The sequence below is a fragment of the Halomicronema hongdechloris C2206 genome (genome assembly GCF_002075285.3).
GTDB classification, from domain to species: Bacteria; Cyanobacteriota; Cyanobacteriia; order Phormidesmidales; family Phormidesmidaceae; genus Halomicronema_B; species Halomicronema_B hongdechloris.
On the sequence record NZ_CP021983.2, the window covers coordinates 4,446,998 to 4,464,459 of the forward strand.

The 17,462-nt window shown below is 55.3% G+C and carries 14 protein-coding genes; 5 read left to right on the plus strand and 9 right to left on the minus strand.

The genetic code is table 11. From position 1 onward, the window contains the following. Nucleotides 1-173 precede the first annotated feature (173 nt). On the minus strand, nt 174-947 hold the full coding sequence (gene gloB / locus XM38_RS20215; protein ID WP_088430864.1) for a hydroxyacylglutathione hydrolase: 774 nt from the start codon (nt 945-947) through the stop codon (nt 174-176). 448 nt (nt 948-1,395) lie between these two features. Between gloB and XM38_RS20220 the strand changes: the two genes are divergently transcribed. Beyond that, nucleotides 1,396-1,599: a hypothetical protein gene (locus XM38_RS20220; protein ID WP_187329483.1), complete on the plus strand. Its 204-nt coding sequence runs from the start codon at nt 1,396-1,398 to the stop codon at nt 1,597-1,599. Nucleotides 1,600-1,611: 12 nt separating this feature from the next. On the opposite strand, the gene mutS is transcribed toward XM38_RS20220, so the two are convergent. Continuing rightward, nucleotides 1,612-4,317: a DNA mismatch repair protein MutS gene (gene mutS / locus XM38_RS20225; RefSeq protein ID WP_088430868.1), complete on the minus strand. Its 2,706-nt coding sequence runs from the start codon at nt 4,315-4,317 to the stop codon at nt 1,612-1,614. A gap of 272 nt (nt 4,318-4,589) precedes the next feature. Between mutS and XM38_RS20230 the strand changes: the two genes are divergently transcribed. After that, nucleotides 4,590-4,805 (plus strand): hypothetical protein, encoded by a 216-nt coding sequence (locus XM38_RS20230; RefSeq protein WP_225889371.1) that lies wholly within the window; start codon nt 4,590-4,592, stop codon nt 4,803-4,805. A gap of 67 nt (nt 4,806-4,872) precedes the next feature. On the opposite strand, the gene XM38_RS20235 is transcribed toward XM38_RS20230, so the two are convergent. Both XM38_RS20235 and XM38_RS20240 read right to left on the minus strand, forming a co-directional pair. Then, nucleotides 4,873-5,574: a rhomboid family intramembrane serine protease gene (locus XM38_RS20235; protein ID WP_080813200.1), complete on the minus strand. Its 702-nt coding sequence runs from the start codon at nt 5,572-5,574 to the stop codon at nt 4,873-4,875. 50 nt (nt 5,575-5,624) lie between these two features. Further along, nucleotides 5,625-6,533 (minus strand): S66 peptidase family protein, encoded by a 909-nt coding sequence (locus tag XM38_RS20240; protein WP_080813198.1) that lies wholly within the window; start codon nt 6,531-6,533, stop codon nt 5,625-5,627. Nucleotides 6,534-6,936: 403 nt separating this feature from the next. Here XM38_RS20240 and XM38_RS20245 point away from each other — a divergent pair, with 403 nt between their 5' ends. From XM38_RS20245 to XM38_RS20255, 3 genes are all read left to right on the plus strand, one after another. Beyond that, complete coding sequence (locus XM38_RS20245; RefSeq protein ID WP_202978931.1) at nt 6,937-8,043, plus strand: endonuclease domain-containing protein; 1,107 nt, start codon at nt 6,937-6,939, stop codon at nt 8,041-8,043. Then, nucleotides 8,040-8,699: a hypothetical protein gene (locus XM38_RS20250; protein WP_088430870.1), complete on the plus strand. Its 660-nt coding sequence runs from the start codon at nt 8,040-8,042 to the stop codon at nt 8,697-8,699. Before XM38_RS20245 ends, XM38_RS20250 begins: the two co-directional genes overlap by 4 nt. Before the next feature lie 65 nt (nt 8,700-8,764). Beyond that, entirely contained in the window at nt 8,765-11,926 is a 3,162-nt protein-coding gene (locus XM38_RS20255; protein ID WP_088431799.1) for an ATP-binding protein, read from the plus strand. A 142-nt stretch (nt 11,927-12,068) separates the two neighbouring features. On the opposite strand, the gene nblB is transcribed toward XM38_RS20255, so the two are convergent. From nblB to XM38_RS20280, 5 genes are all read right to left on the minus strand, one after another. Further along, nucleotides 12,069-12,743 (minus strand): phycobilisome degradation protein NblB, encoded by a 675-nt coding sequence (nblB, locus tag XM38_RS20260; protein WP_080813194.1) that lies wholly within the window; start codon nt 12,741-12,743, stop codon nt 12,069-12,071. 274 nt (nt 12,744-13,017) lie between these two features. Beyond that, complete coding sequence (locus tag XM38_RS20265) at nt 13,018-13,500, minus strand: CBS domain-containing protein (protein ID WP_088430872.1); 483 nt, start codon at nt 13,498-13,500, stop codon at nt 13,018-13,020. An 83-nt stretch (nt 13,501-13,583) separates the two neighbouring features. Beyond that, nucleotides 13,584-14,645 (minus strand): M42 family metallopeptidase, encoded by a 1,062-nt coding sequence (locus XM38_RS20270; protein ID WP_080813192.1) that lies wholly within the window; start codon nt 14,643-14,645, stop codon nt 13,584-13,586. A gap of 76 nt (nt 14,646-14,721) precedes the next feature. Continuing rightward, nucleotides 14,722-15,042: a thioredoxin family protein gene (locus XM38_RS20275; protein WP_080813190.1), complete on the minus strand. Its 321-nt coding sequence runs from the start codon at nt 15,040-15,042 to the stop codon at nt 14,722-14,724. A gap of 99 nt (nt 15,043-15,141) precedes the next feature. Further along, nucleotides 15,142-17,445, minus strand: a complete 2,304-nt coding sequence (locus XM38_RS20280) for an ATP-dependent helicase (RefSeq protein ID WP_225889372.1) — start codon at nt 17,443-17,445, stop codon at nt 15,142-15,144. Nucleotides 17,446-17,462 lie beyond the last annotated feature (17 nt).

Genomic DNA, 17,462 nt, shown 5'->3' on the forward strand with positions numbered 1-17,462 from the left:
TCTTTAGTCGGGAGTCCTCGTTTCGGTGGTTTGTCCTCTTGGTGTGGAGCATCCTCTCTTAATGCTCAACCTGCTACCGTCACCAGCTATGTGAATGCCCTGGGTTTGAATGAAGATGAAGGCGATGAAACCTGCTCCGACTTGGCCCACCAATCTTCCGCCTCCTACGGGGCTTAAAACTGATCCTTCCGGCTCCGCAGGCGAGCAAAGGCTTGCACGGGTTCGTGACTCTGGACAGCCTTTTGTAGAGCCAGATGATCCCAGCGTAGGAAGGGATTTGTGGCCTTTTCTAGGCCTAGGTCCGAGGGGATTGTAGCCTGCTGCCGTTGGCGAGCGGCCTTGACCATGGCGAATCGCTGTTGCAGATCAGGGTTTTGGCCATCTACGGTGAGGGCAAATTTCAGATTTTTCAGGGTATATTCGTGGGCGCACCAAATGCGGGTTTGGTCAGGTAAGGTCCGAATCTTGCTGAGGGATTGCACCATCTGCTCAGGCGTGCCCTCAAACAAGCGACCACAGCCACCGGCAAAGAGGGTATCGCCGCAGAAGAGATCGCCCCAGTCGCTACCGGGGGCGGGGGAAAAATAGTAGGCGATGTGGGCCCGAGTATGTCCCGGTACGAATAGGACGGTGCCGGTACGACCGGCGAAGGTAACGGTGTCGCCCTCCTGCAGAAAGATCTGTTGGCCAGGAATGCGATCGCAATCTTCGGCGCCGCCATAGACCACCGCCTCAGGATAGTGGGCTAACAGCTGCCGGTTGCCACCCACATGGTCGGCGTGGTGATGGGTATTGAAGATGGTCCCCAGGGGAGCTCCGAGTTCCTCTAGTTTCTGCAAGACCGGGGTAGCCTCGGCTGGATCCACCACGGCAGCAGTGTTGTAATTCCTATCGTGGAGGACAAAGATGTAGTTGTCTGAGAGGGCATTCAGGCGATAGATATCCATAGGTTGAGCATTATCGGCAGACCAGATATGGCCGTGGATCGATTGATGATGCCTCAGCGATCAGGCCGACGTCATACATGACTACACACATGGCTACTTCTAGCGTAGAAACTGCCGGGGGAATTAGCATCCATCCTGGGCCAGGCATCTTGCCATTATCTCCGAACAATTACTGAAGCGTTAACCGTTTCTGTGGTAACGATTCCGTGAATTTAGCGCTGCGCTGATAGGCCAATCCAGCCTGTAATACAGATATCAGGTGGCGATGGGTGCTGAGAAGACAACGGGTTATTGCCTCATATCCACTACGAAATCGTGGCAGTGATGGCACCTCGTTCACTCGACTACCAGTCTCGGCCAGATGATGCTTACCGAGAGGGGCGGACGACCCATGCCAGCCTCAGCCGTCTGGCCCATGCTATCCACACGCATTTGGACTCGTACCGTGATGGGAACAATGACCACTGCTGCCCAGGCCAGGATTTATCAACTCGTGCACCAGGCGATCCATCAGGGGCGCTTGAGCCGCTGCGACCATCTCACCCTGGTCTCGGCTATGCTAGCAGACGCTACCCTGGACCCCTTAGACCGCAGCCAGATCAACCGCGTATTCGACTATGTCCGCATGGGACGGGTGCGGCTGGTGGATTAATCTGGGCTGCCTTCAGGCATCGAAAATGCCCAACTGCTCTACGGGCTCGGCCACAGTATCGTCAGACGGCTTATGAGGAGACGACTTGGGGCGACTGCCCCGGCGTAGCCCCACGGCAATCTTGCTGTGTTGTTCGATCTGATGCATGACCTGTTTGGCCCGCCGGATCACCGATGGCGGCAACCCAGCTAGGCGGCCGGCTTCGATGCCGTAGGAGCGGTCGGCGCCACCGGGGCGCACCTGGTGTAGAAAGATGATCTGATCTGGCATTTCCTTCACCGTCACCTGGTAGTTGGCCACGTTGTCGAGGATGCCGGAGAGTTCGTTGAGCTCGTGGTAATGGGTGGCGAAGATGGTGCAGGCGCGGATGTCGCTGGCCAGGTGCTCGGCGACGGCCCAGGCGATGGAGAGGCCATCGAAGGTGGCGGTGCCCCGGCCAATCTCATCCAGGAGCACCAGGGAATGTTCGCTGGCATGGTTGAGGATGTTGGCGGTTTCGTTCATCTCCACCATGAAGGTGGATTGACCGGTGGCTAGGTCATCTACGGCCCCGACTCGGGTGAAGATGCGATCGCAAATGCCCAAGCTAGCCGCCTGGGCCGGGACAAAACTGCCCACCTGAGCCATCAATTGAATCAACCCCACCTGACGCAGATAGCAACTTTTACCACTGGCGTTGGGGCCAGTGAGAATAATTAAATCCGGGTCGGGGGATGATCGGGGTTGAGTGCCTGCCAGTGCCTGTCCGCTGCCTGTTGACTGGTCTGCTCCTAATGCCGTGGCGTTGGGCACGAAGAAGCCGGTCGGGAGCAACTGCTCTACCACTGGATGACGGCCAGCCTCGATGGCGATCTGACGGTGCTGTCCCATGTGGGGGCGGCAATAGCCTTGATAGACGGCGACTTCGGCCAACCCACAGAGCACATCGACGGCAGCCACAGCCTGAGCCACGCGGCGGATACAGTCGGTGTGTTGGCCTACCTGCTGCCGCAACTGCACGAAGATGTCGTACTCCAGGCTGTGAATTTCAGCTTGTAGGTTAAAGACCCGGGCTTCCCGTTCCTTCAGTTCCGGGGTGATGTAGCGTTCTTCGTTGGTCAGGGTTTGCTTGCGGATATAGTCGGCCGGGGCCTGCTCGGCTTTGGCCCGAGAGATGCTGATGTAGTAGCCAAAGGCCTTGTTAAACCCCACCTTGAGGGTAGCAATGCCGCTACGCTGCCGCTCTACGGCTTCTAGGTTGGCGATCCACTGTTGATCTCCGGCCACCTGTTGCCGCAGGCTATCGAGCTTGTCGTTGACGCCATCGCGGATCAGGTTGCCCTCATTCAGATAGAGGGGCGGGGTGTCGACCAGATGCGATCGCAACACCTGACCCAACTGTTCCAATTCAGGCGGCACCATTTGTAGTGCCTTTAGGTAAGCAGATTGAGCCGAGGCTACCAAGGCCGCCAGTTCTGGTAAGCGGGCAAACGAATCCGCCAGGGCCACCAGATCCCTGGCATTGGCGGTGCCAGAGCCGGCTCGACCGGCTAGCCGCTCCAGATCATAGATTTGCTTCAGGCGCTGCTGCAGGATTTGCCGCAGATTACCATCTTGAACCAGGTCTTCTAGGGTGTCTTGGCGAGCCTGAATGGCCTCAATATCTAAGAGAGGCTGCAGCAGCCAGCGACGCAGAGCCCGACTGCCCATGGCGGTCACGGTGCGGTCTAAGGCCCATAGCAGGGAACCATGGAAAGTGCTATCGCGGGCGGTCTGAGTAATTTCCAGGTTGCGGCGGGTTTGGTGATCGATGACAAGATACTCGCTCAGGGTATAGGTGGCCAGGGACTGCAAGGGCACCTGCATCGATTTCTGGGTGTCTTCCAGGTACTCCAACAGCCCCCCAGCAGCCCGTACGGCCAACGGTAGGTGTTCACAGCCCAACCCTTCTAAGGAACGGAGGCGAAACCGCTGTAGCAGTCGCTGGCGGGCTTCGCTTTGGGTAAAGGGGGCCTGGGGCCGCAGGGTATAGCAAAACTGGCGCGGTAGACAATCGGGCAGATGCTCGGAGGGTTCCCCTGGCCGCAGCAACGTGATGATATCAGGGGCATTGGTGGGCACCAGGGTCTCGGCCGGCTGCAGACGCATTACCTCTTGGGTGAGCTGCTTTAGGGAGCGAGACTGGGTGGTAAAAAACTCCCCCGTGGAGACATCGGCATAGGCCAGGCCCCAGTGGTCTGCAGCCATCACAACCGCCGCCAGGAAGTTATTGCGACTGGCACTGAGCATGCCCTCTTCCAGCACTGTGCCTGGGGTCATCACCCGGGTGACTTCCCGCTTCACCAGCCCCTGGGCCAGGGCCGGATCTTCCACCTGGTCACAGATAGCAATGGCAAAACCCTTCTCCACCAGGGCAGTGCAGTAGCGGTCTAGCGCGTGGTGGGGAATGCCGGCCAAGGGCACCCGGCCAATGGCCTTGCCGGCGTCCTTGCTGGTCAGCACCAGTTCTAGTTCCCGGGCGATGGTGATGGCATCCTGAAAAAAGGTCTCGAAAAAATCACCGACGCGGTACAGCAGCAGGGCGTGGGGATGTTCCTCCTTGATGGCCACATAGTGCTGCATCATCGGCGTCAGATCATCCCAGTTAACGGAACCATGGTCGCTGTAGCGGACGGTATGCTTGGCCAGCCGCTCTGGCAGATCAGCGGCAGACGGGTTGGCGGCAGGGGAACCGGTCATAGACATCGTCAAGGTATGACGGGCACTCAAGCTGGTTAACAGTGGCTATATTGTAGGCCCCTGACCAGTCCCCCTGCGGAGTTGGGCTTGGACCAACCGCCAGTCTCTGGAAGGCAATGACACCAGACCCTATGCCTTTGGGGTGACTAGAGGCCTGAGCAGGCAGCAGCTCGTACCATTAAGCTTCGTTGCATGCTTTCACGCAGCCTGGAAGGACCATGTTACGTTCGTAACGTTCTCATTGCACATCGTTACATTAGGGAGAGGGTTCTGTGGCACTGTCTGAGAACGCTATCGACGCTGTAAACAACGCTGTCAATACTGAGCGCGAAGACTTCAGCGAGTATGTCGCCCATTTGCAACTGCATATGGCCCTGCAGGCTCGTAACCTGGTACCGGCACTGCAACATCGGGGCGATCGTCGTGAGACGCTATTGCACCAAACCCAAGCTGATTTCGAAAAACTGATTTCTCGTCAAGGGGTATAGCTTTCCGCCTGTAGCGGGACCATAGCCTGGCGTCTATCTCGGCAAGGGATAGGCGCTTTATTTATGACTAATAGCGGCGGGAAGGCCCCTTGGTATCCATCAGGCCCAACAGGGGACCCAGAATGATACCGAAGACAAAGCCGCCGGCATGGGCCCAGTAGGCGACGCCACCAGCGCCGACATCGGCGTTTGCTCCTAAACTAGCCAATCCATAAAGGGCCTGCTGCACGAACCAGAACCCCAGGAAAAATAAGGCTGGCACCCGCACGGTAGTAATAAAGAAAAAGAGAGGCAGCAGGGTGAGGATGTAGGCCCGGGGAAACCGCAGGATGTAGGCTCCCATGACGCCAGCAATGGCACCACTGGCTCCCAGGGTTGGCACTGCAGAGAGGGGGGCGAATATCCACTGGGCCAGGGCAGCCAACACCCCACACCCCAGATAAAAAATCACGAAGCGTCCTTTGCCCAGCTGCTCTTCAATGTTGTTGCCAAACACCCAGAGATAGAGCATGTTGCCGCCGATGTGCAGAATGCCACCATGTAGAAACTGAGACGTAATTAGGGTGAACCATTCCTGCGGGGACGCTTGACCGGCAAAGCTGGCAGTTAGTTGCTCAGGCACGATGGCCCAGGTATCAAAGAACTGCTGCAGCTGGGCTGAAGAGGGCAGACTGAGCTCGTAGAGGAAGATGAGGACATTGATGAGAATCAGGGTATAGGTGACATGGGGCGTCGTTTGGGTGGGATTCTCATCACGTAGGGGAACCACAGGCCTGGTTAGAGCGACGACTCCTATATTCTACGGGGGTTTACAGCAGTCTACCCAGCGGTAGGTAAAAGGGTAAGCTGGCCCTGGTCACCATTGAGCTCTGCTGGCACACCCACTGGCAGGGCGGCGTTGACGCCATCATGGCCGAAGGGTAGATCGGAGACGACGGGAATGCCGAGATCGCCGATGCGATCGCACAGTACCTCAGCCACACTGAAGCTGGGTGTATGCTCGGCGGGAAGACAGCGGCTAAAGCGCCCTAGGGCAATGCCACCAACTCGCTGGAGTTTGCCACTAGCCCGCCAATGGGTCAGCAGGCGGTCAATGCGATAGGGAGCCTCAGTGACATCTTCTAAAGCCAGAATCACTCCGTCCAAATCAGGCTCATCGGCGGTACCTAACAGATGAGTAGCCACCGTCAAGTTGGCCGGAAGCAGTCGTCCCCGTGTTTTCCCTTGGTGCCAGCCCCGACCCTGTAAGGGGGCCACAGAACGGCCCTCGATCCAGTCAAATAGGCGCTGGCGCGACCACTGCGGTTCCTGGGCCAGAGTAGTCAAGAGAGGTCCATGGACCCCGGCGATCCCCAGCTTGGCTAGACTCCACAACAGGCTGGTGATATCCGAAAAGCCAATCAGCCATTTGGGCTCGGTCGAAGGCCAACGCCACGCCTCCAGCAGGCGGGTGCCGCCAAAGCCGCCGCGGGCACAGAGGATGCCTCGACAATCCGGATCCAGCCAGGCCTGCTGCAGTTGCTGGCGGCGAGCGGCATCATGGCCCGCCAGATACCCCCATTGGTGATCATAGCCAGGGCTCAGCTCTATGCGATAGCCCCGCCGCCGCCAGATATCTACCCCGGCCTGAAAAGCCTCCAACTCCCGTAAGGCACCACTGGGGGCAATTACCCGTAGACAATCCCCAGGTTGCAACGGCGGCGGTAACTGACAATCAGAACGGCGCATTGACAGGGCTACTCCTTAATCGGCCGTTCATTACTATACACACCGACCATTGAGACGGTTTTGGGACGCCTAGCGACGCTGCTCTCAGTAGTCTTAACTCAACAAGCCGGCGAGCTGCTAACCAGCAGTCATTCCAAGAAAGCAAGCATATTAGCCTGTTTCGCCAAGTTAGAGACGGGACTAGCCCTGGCTAGTCAGCCATTGGGCTACGGCAAACGCTCTGAAAGAGCACCCTAAGACCTAATTTGCAAAGGAATTCTTCAAAAGCTTGCAAGGCTAATAACAACCTTGAGGGAGCGTTTGCGGTGGTCCTAGAAGATTTGCCCTAACTGCTGTGTAGGCGTTTCGCAAATCACCCAAAGTAGCTCTTGATTCTCCATAAAAGTCTGGGCAGACTGGAGAGGTGCAACGGCTGTTCATCTGCTTAGAGGGGAGTCTCCTCGGCGACATCGTGTTACTCAAGACCTTCGACATTGCTCCAGGGCAAGTTCAGACCTTCCTATGGGACGGAGGAGCGGAAGCATGGTCGCAGGTAATACTGGCTGAGGAAATTTGCTCAGCAAATCTACGGCTGGTGTTTCACAGCTGGCCCCAATTGTCCGAGCACGAGGGGATTATTCAGAGTGTGCTCCAGACCTTGGCAGAGGTTGTCTATAGACTCTGGCCCAGCTGGTATTGCCAGGACAACTTATTTGCCGATGATGCTACCACAGAAGCCGCCGTCCTCAACAGCTATCGCTGTCTAGACTGGCAGAGGCGTGAGGCTGGAGTATCGTTGCCATGGCTGAAAGCAGCCGTTCGAGCCCGACAGCAGGGCAAGGTGCCGCTTCTAGATCCATTTCCCCACTCTCTGCAGCTGGCTCAACTGGCCCTTGCCATTGACCCAGCCGGTATTGTTCTAGTCTTAGCCTTAGCGGAGCCCCGGCCTGCCGACCATCGTTTGTTGGCCTTAGCTAGGGCCGTCAATTGGATAGCCATCCATTCACAGGCTCGTGTGGCCCTGTGGCTGCCTCAATCTCTAGCACAAGCGGCGGCGTTGGATTCGATCTTGTATGGCGCTAAGGTTCTGCCTTGCCCATTGACGGCGGCGGTTGCTACCGCTGAAGACGAAGCTAAACATGTGGTATTTCCCATCCACGGTAGACCGCATCCGTTTAGTCCAGGGGAGGAGAAATTGGCTCAATGGCTGGCTCGAGATAGGGAGTTAGGGCAGCTATTTAGCTTCAACCAGATGGTGAGGACGAAGAGGGGCCAGACCTATCTGGTAGATTTGCTGTGGCTAGAGGGTCGGGTGATTGTTGAAGTGGATGGTTACCGCCACCACGGTAACCGGTTTGGGTTTAATCAGGATCGCCATCGTGACTATGACCTCCTGATCAGCGACTATGTGGTGCTGCGGCTGCCCCATGATGAGGTGCTCAACGATGTCGAAGTTGCGGTAGAAAAGATCCGCGACGTGGTGCGATTTCGTCGCCGACAGCTTTGTCATACCCGCGAGGTGTCTCTGTGACTATTGAATTAACGCCCAAGCTGGATTTGGTGATTTGGAGTCTCCTAATCACAGGCGATGAACCGATGATGTCAAAGGTGAAGCCAGGCATAACGCCAACTGAGCGAAAAAAGCTGATTGATGCAGGTTTGATTCGATTGGAGAAACGAGGTCGAGCTTCTCATATTGTGCTAGAAGATAAAGCCTGGGATTGGCTGGCCACACGGTTGCAATCTCCAGACTTCACAGTCGAGTTCCCGAGTCGAGCTACGACTGCTATTCCCACATTTCAAGTCTTGCTAGGAAAAGTAGGGGAATTTTTGCGATCGCACAATATTTCCCTGGCTGAATTTCTCAACCCACCTCCTGAGTCCCACAAACTGAATAATGATGATTTAGAGAAAGTTGCCGAAGTCGACTTAACAAAACATATACATGCTGCTTATACCAAGATTACAGGTGGTCAATACAGCGTTAGAGTGCGACTATCTGACCTACGACATAATCTATCTAATTTTTCTCGAGCTGAAGTTGACAGTGCATTGAGAAATATGGAGTTAGCTGGACATGTAGTCTTAATGCATTTAGACGATCCAGATGAAATCAAGCCAGAAGATGAGGCGGCAGCTGTCGATATTGATGGCCATAAAAGTCACATTTTATACTTAAAGGCTTAGGATATAGAACGGTGGAAAATTCGATTGCTTTTCAGGCTCTTCAATCTGTCGATTTTAACTGGACCATGCACATTAAAAGTGTATGGGAAGACATAATTGATGATATTGAGGGATTACACCAACAGGAACGCCACTTTATCGCCTCTGCCCTTGACCAACTCCTAAAGACATCTCAGCCGCTTGCGCCACTTGGCATTGTTATTGCAGGGGAGGGAGGTGTAGGTAAAACTCATCTCATTGGAGCAATTCGTAAATATACCATTACCCATGGGCTCAATTTTATTCTGGTCGATATGACTGATGTCCGTGACTTTTGGGAAACTGTTCTTCAGGGCTATATTAGTTCATTACAAGAAGATGCTGTTGATGGTACGGCCCAATTTCAACTAAGAGATTTAGTGGGTTATTTGGTTTCCCTGACAGGGAAATCGGTCTCTTCAGGTGTGATGGCTGCTCTGCCTGAGAAGTCTTTGAGAAATGCTATCAAGCACGTTTTGAATGCCCTAGCTCAAGTTGATCGGAAAGCTGCAGCCGAGTTCCAAGATGTCATCCGAGCCTTAATTTTGTTAAATTCTGATAGCTTTGAAATCTTGGGTATTGGTCATACTTGGCTGCAGGGATTAGAAATCGAAACTGAGGATAAAACTCGATTTGGCTTCAGGCAAACTATTGCGACTAGTCCCAGGAAAATCGTACAGGGTTTGTCTTGGTTAATGAGTTTGCAGCGACCATCAGTATTGGCTCTCGATCAACTGGATTCTATCGTGATGCAACATCACTATGGAGCCGGTGGCTCTACAGATTTAGATCTATCAGAAGAACAACGTATCTCAAAAGCCATTATCGAAGGTATTGGCGGTGGATTAATGGCTCTACGTGATACCATCTATCGTACGCAAATAATTGTTTCTTGTCTGGAATCAACCTGGAACGTTCTTGTAAATCAAGCTATTAGTACATTTCAAGATCGCTTTCATAGACCGCTCATCCTAGGACGAGTTATTAGTTCTGAAGTTGCTCGAGCCATTGTTGAAAAACGCCTTCAGCAGGCATATGAGCAGGTTGGTTTTGTTGCCCCCTACTCTACTTGGCCATTTTCCAAATCATTTTTCCAATCTGCTATTCGTCATTCCCCGAGACGGATTTTAAAGCGTTGCTATGAGCATCAACAGCATTGCTTAGTGGCAGGAGAAATTCAGGAAATTCATTCATTTGGTAACGACGTAGTCATAGATGATCCTCCTGTCGACCTCGAGGCAATTGATCAGGCATTCGCAACGGCTCAGCAACAGGTTGACATCAGGGCTGCCCTAGATGAGACCCAAGAAGATGCTGTGTTAGGGCAGTGGCTGCAAACCGCTGCAAAGTGCTTGGTTGCGGAGAACCCGACTCCAGATACGGTGGACAGCGAGGTAGAGGTCAACTTTCCAGGCGGCAAAAATTATCCTCAACTTCACGCCAGGGTGAGGCTGATTTACCGCAACGAAGGGGACCGGGAGAAGCATTTGTCCTTGAGGGCGCTGTTGCGATCGCATCATGCCGCCTACCGCGCCCGCCTGAAAACGGCCATGACCACGGCTGGTATCGACCATGCCCTGAGTTTTCGGCGGCTGCTCATTGTCAGAGTCGGTGATATTCCTGGTGGTGCAACTACTCAAGAATTGAGCCACCGATTTACTGAAGCAGGCGGCTTAATGGTCTATCCCGACGAGGCTGAATTGCGCCTCTTGGCAGCCCTGCATCAGATCAGGTCAATGGAACATTTTGATACCTGGCTGCATCAGCGTCGTCCAGTGTCACAACTGCGGTGCTTTCAATCCACCGTCACCTGGCTATTTGGCGATACCGTCGATGTATTCTCCTCTGGGAAAACGGTCTCTTCGGGGACGCTAGATTCCCCTCCTCAACCAGCACCTGACAAGCCAGATGAGTTGCCACTGAAATCGCCACATTCAGGAGATCACCCTGTCGCACCCTCGCCGGTTGGCCTGCCCATTGGCCGACAGCTTAGACAGCCCCAAGACATCGTCGCGATTCCCCTAGAGGCCTTAACCAAACACATCGTCATCCTGGCCGGCAGCGGGGCGGGGAAAACCGTGCTGGTGCGTCGACTGGTGGAAGAAGCCATCCTGAAGCAGATCCCGGCCATTGTCATTGATGGGGCCAATGATCTGGCCCGCATGGGAGATCCATGGCCAGAAACACCAGCGGCATGGGATCACCTCGACCGTCGCCAAGCCCAGCAGTACCATCAATCCGTCGATGTCGCCGTTTGGACCCCTGGCCGTGAAGCTGGCAATGCAGTCACCCTGAACCCGCTACCGGATTTTGCCGCCCTCACGAACAACGCCGATGAACTCAATCAGGCCATCGACATGGCCCGCGACAGTCTGCAAGATATCGTTGCCTCGGGCAATTCAGCCACGGCCAAGGTGCGGCGAGGCATTCTCAGAAATGCCCTAGAGGTGTTCGCAACTAACGGCGGCGGTGATCTTGAGGGCTTTGCCGACTTTTTAAGAGACCTCCCCGAGGATGCCGCCGGCAACATTTCTAGAGCCAGCCAACATGCCCAAGCCATGGCAGATTTACTCAGTGCAGAAATGGCCAACAATCCCCTCCTGCGTCAGAGTGGCGCCCCACTGGCCCCGGCCATTTTGCTAGGGCTAGAGGGTTCGTCTGCCAAAACTCGCCTCTCGATTCTCAACTTTATTGGTCTGTCTGGACTGCCGCAGCAGCAGCAGTTCCTCCATCAACTGGCCATGACCCTATTTACCTGGATTAAGAAACACCCAGCCCCAGCAGGTCAACCCCTACGGGGGCTGCTGGTGATCGATGAGGCCAAGGACTTTTTACCGTCTCGGCAATCGACTCCCTGTAAATCCAGCCTGAATCGTCTCGCTGCCCAGGCTCGGAAATACGGGCTAGGGCTGATCTTTGCCACCCAAGCCCCCAAGAGTATTGACCATAATATTATCGCCAACTGCTCAACCCAGTTCTATGGGCGCAGCAATTCTCCAGCAGCGATCGATGTAGTGCGGGATCAACTCCAGCAACGCGGCGGCCAGGGGGACGATATTGCTCAACTGCAGCGAGGAGAGTTTTATGCCGTTTCTGAATCAATCAATCCCCCGATTAAAATCACGGTGCCGCTGTGTTTGTCCTTCCATCCGCCCACTCCCTTAGATGAATCAGAGGTATTAGAGCGGGCCAAGCAATCTCGCCAATAAAATCTGCAGAGTAATGATTTATAACAACTGCAATACGTCATTCCGGACAAGCGCAGCACGACCCGGAATTCAGGTCGTACACTCTGGGCCCAAGAGACTGTTTGAAACCAGCGTTTATCAGCCAGCAGTTGGTCCCTCTGCCTTAGCCACCTGTTTGAATACTCAAATGCTGAGTAGCCGCCTGAGCAACGATCTCAGACTCATCCTGAGTCAGGCGCTCTAGGGCCGCCCGGGCCTCTGGAGCCGTGAAATGATGCAAGGCCGTGACCAGGCGATGGCGTACCTGCCAGTCGGCATCTTCTACGAAGGGCAATAGTAAAGGGATAGCGCGCTCATCCTGCAACTCGCCCAGGGAGCCAATGGCTGCGGTCTTCACCAATTCGTTGTCCGACCCCAGGGCCTCTCGCAGCAAATCAAAGGCCCTAGGGTCACCAAACTCTCCTAGGGCTGCAATAATGCTGAACTGGACTAGCCATTCTGAACTTTCATAATACTGGGCTTTCAAATCCTCAAACAGCCCCGATAATTTCAAGGCACCGATAGTGTCTGCCGCCGCCGCTTGAACGTCAGGTTCAGGATCGCTCAGTAACGCCTGACGCAATAGCCCTAGCAAGCGGTTCCCATCTTGATGGCCCAGGCTAGCTAGTTGGCTAATGGCCGCGTAACGTACTCGATCATTGCCGTCCTGGGCAGCTAACTGCACCATGTCAAAGGCGATGGCCGGGTCGAGCTGTCGTAATTGGTTAACGCCGCGGAGTCGCTCCCCAAAATCCTCAGACTGCAAGAGCTGCCTGGCACTTTCCGGTGTGATGGACATTTGTTATCCGCTACACAAAACCCTTAGTACCACTATCGGGCATTTTGGGGATCAGGCGACAGAGTGTCTACAAGATTTTCTCAGAATTCAAGAGAGAGCCCTGGGCATATTCAGGGTGATTGCTCTGAAAAACCTCTGTGGTAGCAGGGTCAAGCCTTCGTCCCATGCCAGGAGCTACCAACATTAAGCAATATTTCACCTAACCAGTATCTGGTGCGGGACTCGAGAAAACGATTTAACCCTGCACCAGATAGCAACCGCTGTTATGGCCATATCAAACAGACTGGGCCGTCTCATCGTAACTTCTAGCCATTTCCCGCACGATATCGCCCCGGGTGAGGATGCCCACCACCTTGCGGTCCTGATCAACCACGGGCAAACGCCGCACATGTTTGTCGTGCATGGTTTGGGCTGCATCCCGAATCGACTGGCTTGGCGTTGCCGTCACCACCTGTTCAGTCATTAGATCTCGGACTAATTGCCCCAGCGCCTTGTGCAATTCTTGGTTGTAGCGAACCGGATTTTTCAGATAGATCACACTGTCAAGCAAGGTGATATAGGCGGGCAAAGGCGCGCCAGTAGCTTGCCACATCAAATCTGATTCCGACAAAATTCCCACCAGTCGGCCGGTATCATCTGTCACCGGTATGCCGCTGATGTGGTGATCGATTAGCACCTGCACAGCATCCTTCAAGACAGTAGTGGGACGCACCGTTAGTGGATTCGGTGTCATCACGTCGGCGACAGCTTTGGCCATATAACCCCCTAATTGGCGTAGGTGAGGGACTCAGTCTCCTCTATAGTCATTCTAGAAAAGGCCATCACGAAACCATCGGCCTTTCACAGGTCGTTACAGTAACACACCAGGATCTCAATACACTCAGCAATGGCCCCTAAGTGGGCAATCTCATAGCCATGGGTGTTCTGGGTGGGGAAGCTCAGACAGGCGGCTCGAGACACATGGCCAAATTTCATGGCGATGGAGCCATCACTGCCAAAACTACTAAGAGTAGTCAATTGCAGGGAGACACCTGCCACCGCTGCTGCTCGGCGAATATCACGATTGAGCCCATCGTCGTAGAGACCATAGCCATCCTGATAGAGCAACACTGGCTGCTCCCCAGCCTGAATCGGATATTCCCTGGAAAGCGGACAAATTTCTAGAGCAATCAGACCTTCGAGCCGATGGCGTTGGGTGAAGTAAAGGGCTCCTACGGCTCCCACTTCTTCCTTGGCAGAGGCAACTAAATAGACCGTTACTGGAGGCTGCTGCAGCCGTTCAGCCAGAGCCAATAAGATGGCTACCGAGGCCTTGTTATCGAGGGTATAGCTGGCCATATAATTGCCCAGGCGGCAGGGGCGCTTGCGGTGCTTGCCTACCACTACCCGCGTGCCAGGATGAACACCAGCATCTGCCAAAGCCTCTTGAGACAAAGTGGTCTCGATCCAAGCATCTTCCCAGAGGACGGCCTTACCTTCCTGATGTTCTTTCTGCGGAGATTGGTGGGAGACGTGGCGGGAGCCAAAGCAGAGAATGCCACTGACGGTAGTATGGTCCCCCAATACATCAACCACCCCTTCGCCATAGACCCAAGGGAAGGCCCCGCCTAGGGGACCAACAGTAATACGCCCATTGCGCTGAATGGTCTTGACGATGGCACCAATTTCGTCTTTGTGGCCAGTAATGGCAATGGCCCGCTCAGGCTGAGCGGCTCCGTTGTCGCTGGTCTGACTACGGCCGGGAATCTTGGCAATGATATTGTCAGCCTCGTCTTGCCAGTGCTCGACGCCTAAAGCACTCAGACGATCTAACAGGTATGTATTCAGTTCGGTCTCGGCTCCACTCGGGGAGTGGCACATGACCAAATGATCAATCTGGTGGAAGAGCTGGTCGTAGGCCATAGGCATTGGTGCAGAAATAGTTATGGCCCTGGGCAGGGTGGGAGGTCAAACGATGTGCAATGATTTTGCCTCGATCTTAGGTTGGAGTGTTCCCCGTTAGGACCGCCTGCAAGCGGCTGCGGAATTGGCCTTTAGGATGTCCTCCCTTGACTTCTCCCAGGATGGTGAAGTCCCCGTCTGGATCATCGCAGATGATATATGTCGGCCATCCCATTTGAGCTTTATCGGGATATTGAGCCAGCAACACATTGCGATATTTGCGGTAAGTCGCTGTGTCTTGCATCTTCACGTCGACGAATTCCAAGCCCAGCTCCGTGGCGACTTTCTGATCATAGAACGACATCTTGTGGCAGATGCCGCAGTCCTCGGAGGAAAATTTAATTACGGTGCGACTCATGGTTCTTGCTCCCCAGCACAATCGATCGTCAGTATGACTCGTTAGCCTGCAGAGGACCATAGTCATCCTATAGCAATCGCTACGGAACCATGACCAGAGTTATGCCAGGGGCTGTTGTTGCCGCCAGCGCTGTAACGCTGGCACCACTGGACAGGGGGGTGCTTCTTGTAAAGCATCCGGTTTACTCCAGGTGAAGGGAGCCTGGCGGGCGGCTGACAGCCACAAAAAACGCTTGGCCCGGGTCATGGCGACGTAGAGTAGGCGATATTCTTCCGCGGTTTTCAGGGTCTGGGCCTGGTGCCAGGCGGCTATGGCATTGGGCATAGGCTGGGCGGCGGCGTCTCCGTGGGCATGGGCCCGGATTTGAGCCCGGGCTACTTCGGCTAGGGTAAAGTCTCCTAGAAATTGGGCTTGGGGTGGCACCCAAAGCTCTCCTGGCAAGGTGCGCTGGTGCAGAAAGGGCAGAAATACGCCGTCCCAATCTAGGCCCTTGGCTTTGTGCATGGTAATCACGGTTAGCTGGCCCCGGCGGGTATAGAGATCGTCGGTATCTTCTGTCTCTACAGCTTCGAAGCGCTCGGTATCCACGATGTCTCGCAGGATCTGAATCAGGGTGTTTAAGCCCATGGCAGCCTGGGCCTGTTGGCCTAAGCGAGTCGCCAACTTGTCGGCGGTGGCCAGTTCACTCTGGTTGTAGCCGAGGCTGAGGCCGATGAAGGGCACCAGGTGGTAGGGGGGCAATTCAAATCGCGATCGCACCAAACTGACACAGAGGTGCTGAGCCTGGCGAGCCGCATCGGTGGTTCGCGGTGGGTCTAGGGGGGTCGGGTAGAGAAACTGTTCAGGGGCACTGGCTAGGGCGTCGAGATCTTGGCCGGGAATGCGGCGACGGTCTACCAATACCCGTAGGGCCGCCTTCAGGGTGTCGGCAGAATGGGGCCGCTGGATGAACTGCAGCAGGGTGAGCATCTCCCGGGGCACTTGGGTCTGGCGATCCTGTTCGCCCACGTCGTAGAGATGAATCCCAGTCGCGGCCAGGTCGGAACCATAGCACTGTCTGAGATGATGGCTGATAAATTGACCCTGGCGATATTCCCGCACCAGGATGGCCCAACTGTAAGTGTGGGGGGCCATCGTGCCTGCTAGGATCTGCTGGGCGATGGCGGCTACCGTATCGTGAATGGTGTCTGGGGTCTGAATGGTAACCCCCTCACCCAGGGGAGCCGGGTTGGCATCGGGCTGAGGATCACCGCAGGGCACTGGTCGAATGGTTTGGGGCCGAAAGGGCAATGGCTGCATCGCCACGGTCTGGTTGACCCAGCCCAGTACGAAGTTGGCCGCTGCCATGATGATGGGGCTGCTGCGGCCGGCTTCATCCATGGTCACCAGGCGTCCTTGCCCCTGGCAGCGATCGCAAAATTGGTTGAAGTACACCGGGTCTGCCGGCGTGAAGGTGGAGTTGATGGCCTGGTTGGGATCGCCCACCCGGATTAGATTCAGGTTTTGATCTGGGTGTTGGGGAGCCGCGGCCAGTTGCTCTAGCAGTTGGGTCTGTAGCGGCGAGGAGTCTTGGGCCTCGTCCTCGAACACGGCAAATACCCGCGATTGCCAGAATCGTCGCGTCTCAGGGTCCGCCAGGGCGCGTAAGGCCGCCAGAATCATGTCGTCGTAGTCGATGAAGCCCCGCTGCTGTAGGCCGTCTTGATACTGCTGGTAAAGCCCTGCCGCCAGGGTGAGCACCGGATAGTCGGTACCACCGTCAGTATCGATGCGATGGAGACTGGTCGCTAACTCGGCCAGGACCTCTGGCAGCAGACCCGAGCTTTTGGCTTCTCGGATGGCGGTATGGGCTAGCGTCGGCAGGACGTCGGTGCGCAACACCGATTGCCGCCGCAGCCGCTCGGTTTCTTCGCCGTCGAATTGACGGCCTTCGATCAAGTGCTGATATAACTCGGGATGATGGGTGATCCAACGCTCTACGCTTTGACGCATCAACCGATGGCTCTGGCTGGGGGAGACTAGGGTCAGGGTCTCTAGGTTGAGGTTGGAGAGTTCTGGGTTGCGGCTGGCGATGGTCAGGGCTAAGCCATGTAGGGTATAGGTGACGAAGCTGGTTTGGGGCAGGGATAGCTGCTGCAGATGCGATCGCACCTTGGCCTTCAGATTCGCCGCTGCCGAGCGGGTGAACGTAACTAATATCAACTGGCGGCGACCATGGAGTCGCTGCTGAGCAATGGTAAAGGCTGCCGCCGCCGCCATACCGGTAGATTTTCCCGACCCTGGCACCGCCGAGACCGCCAAGGGACCTCCGGTCCAATCGGCCATGGCTTGTTGACCATGGCGCAGACCACGGTATAGCTCCTGCAGCACGGCAGGGCGATCGAGGGAAGGACTGCTGACCACAGGGCTCCTCTCTGTCT

Coding starts and splice junctions, on each gene's coding strand:
- XM38_RS20265 (WP_088430872.1), bottom strand. CDS start 13,500: ATGGCCAAAGCTGTCGCCGACGTGATGACACCGAATCCACTAACGGTG.
- XM38_RS20220 (WP_187329483.1), top strand. CDS start 1,396: ATGGGAACAATGACCACTGCTGCCCAGGCCAGGATTTATCAACTCGTG.
- XM38_RS20270 (WP_080813192.1), bottom strand. CDS start 14,645: ATGGCCTACGACCAGCTCTTCCACCAGATTGATCATTTGGTCATGTGC.
- XM38_RS20240 (WP_080813198.1), bottom strand. CDS start 6,533: ATGCGCCGTTCTGATTGTCAGTTACCGCCGCCGTTGCAACCTGGGGAT.
- XM38_RS20255 (WP_088431799.1), top strand. CDS start 8,765: ATGCACATTAAAAGTGTATGGGAAGACATAATTGATGATATTGAGGGA.
- nblB (WP_080813194.1), bottom strand. CDS start 12,743: ATGTCCATCACACCGGAAAGTGCCAGGCAGCTCTTGCAGTCTGAGGAT.
- gloB (WP_088430864.1), bottom strand. CDS start 947: ATGGATATCTATCGCCTGAATGCCCTCTCAGACAACTACATCTTTGTC.
- mutS (WP_088430868.1), bottom strand. CDS start 4,317: ATGACCGGTTCCCCTGCCGCCAACCCGTCTGCCGCTGATCTGCCAGAG.
- XM38_RS20275 (WP_080813190.1), bottom strand. CDS start 15,042: ATGAGTCGCACCGTAATTAAATTTTCCTCCGAGGACTGCGGCATCTGC.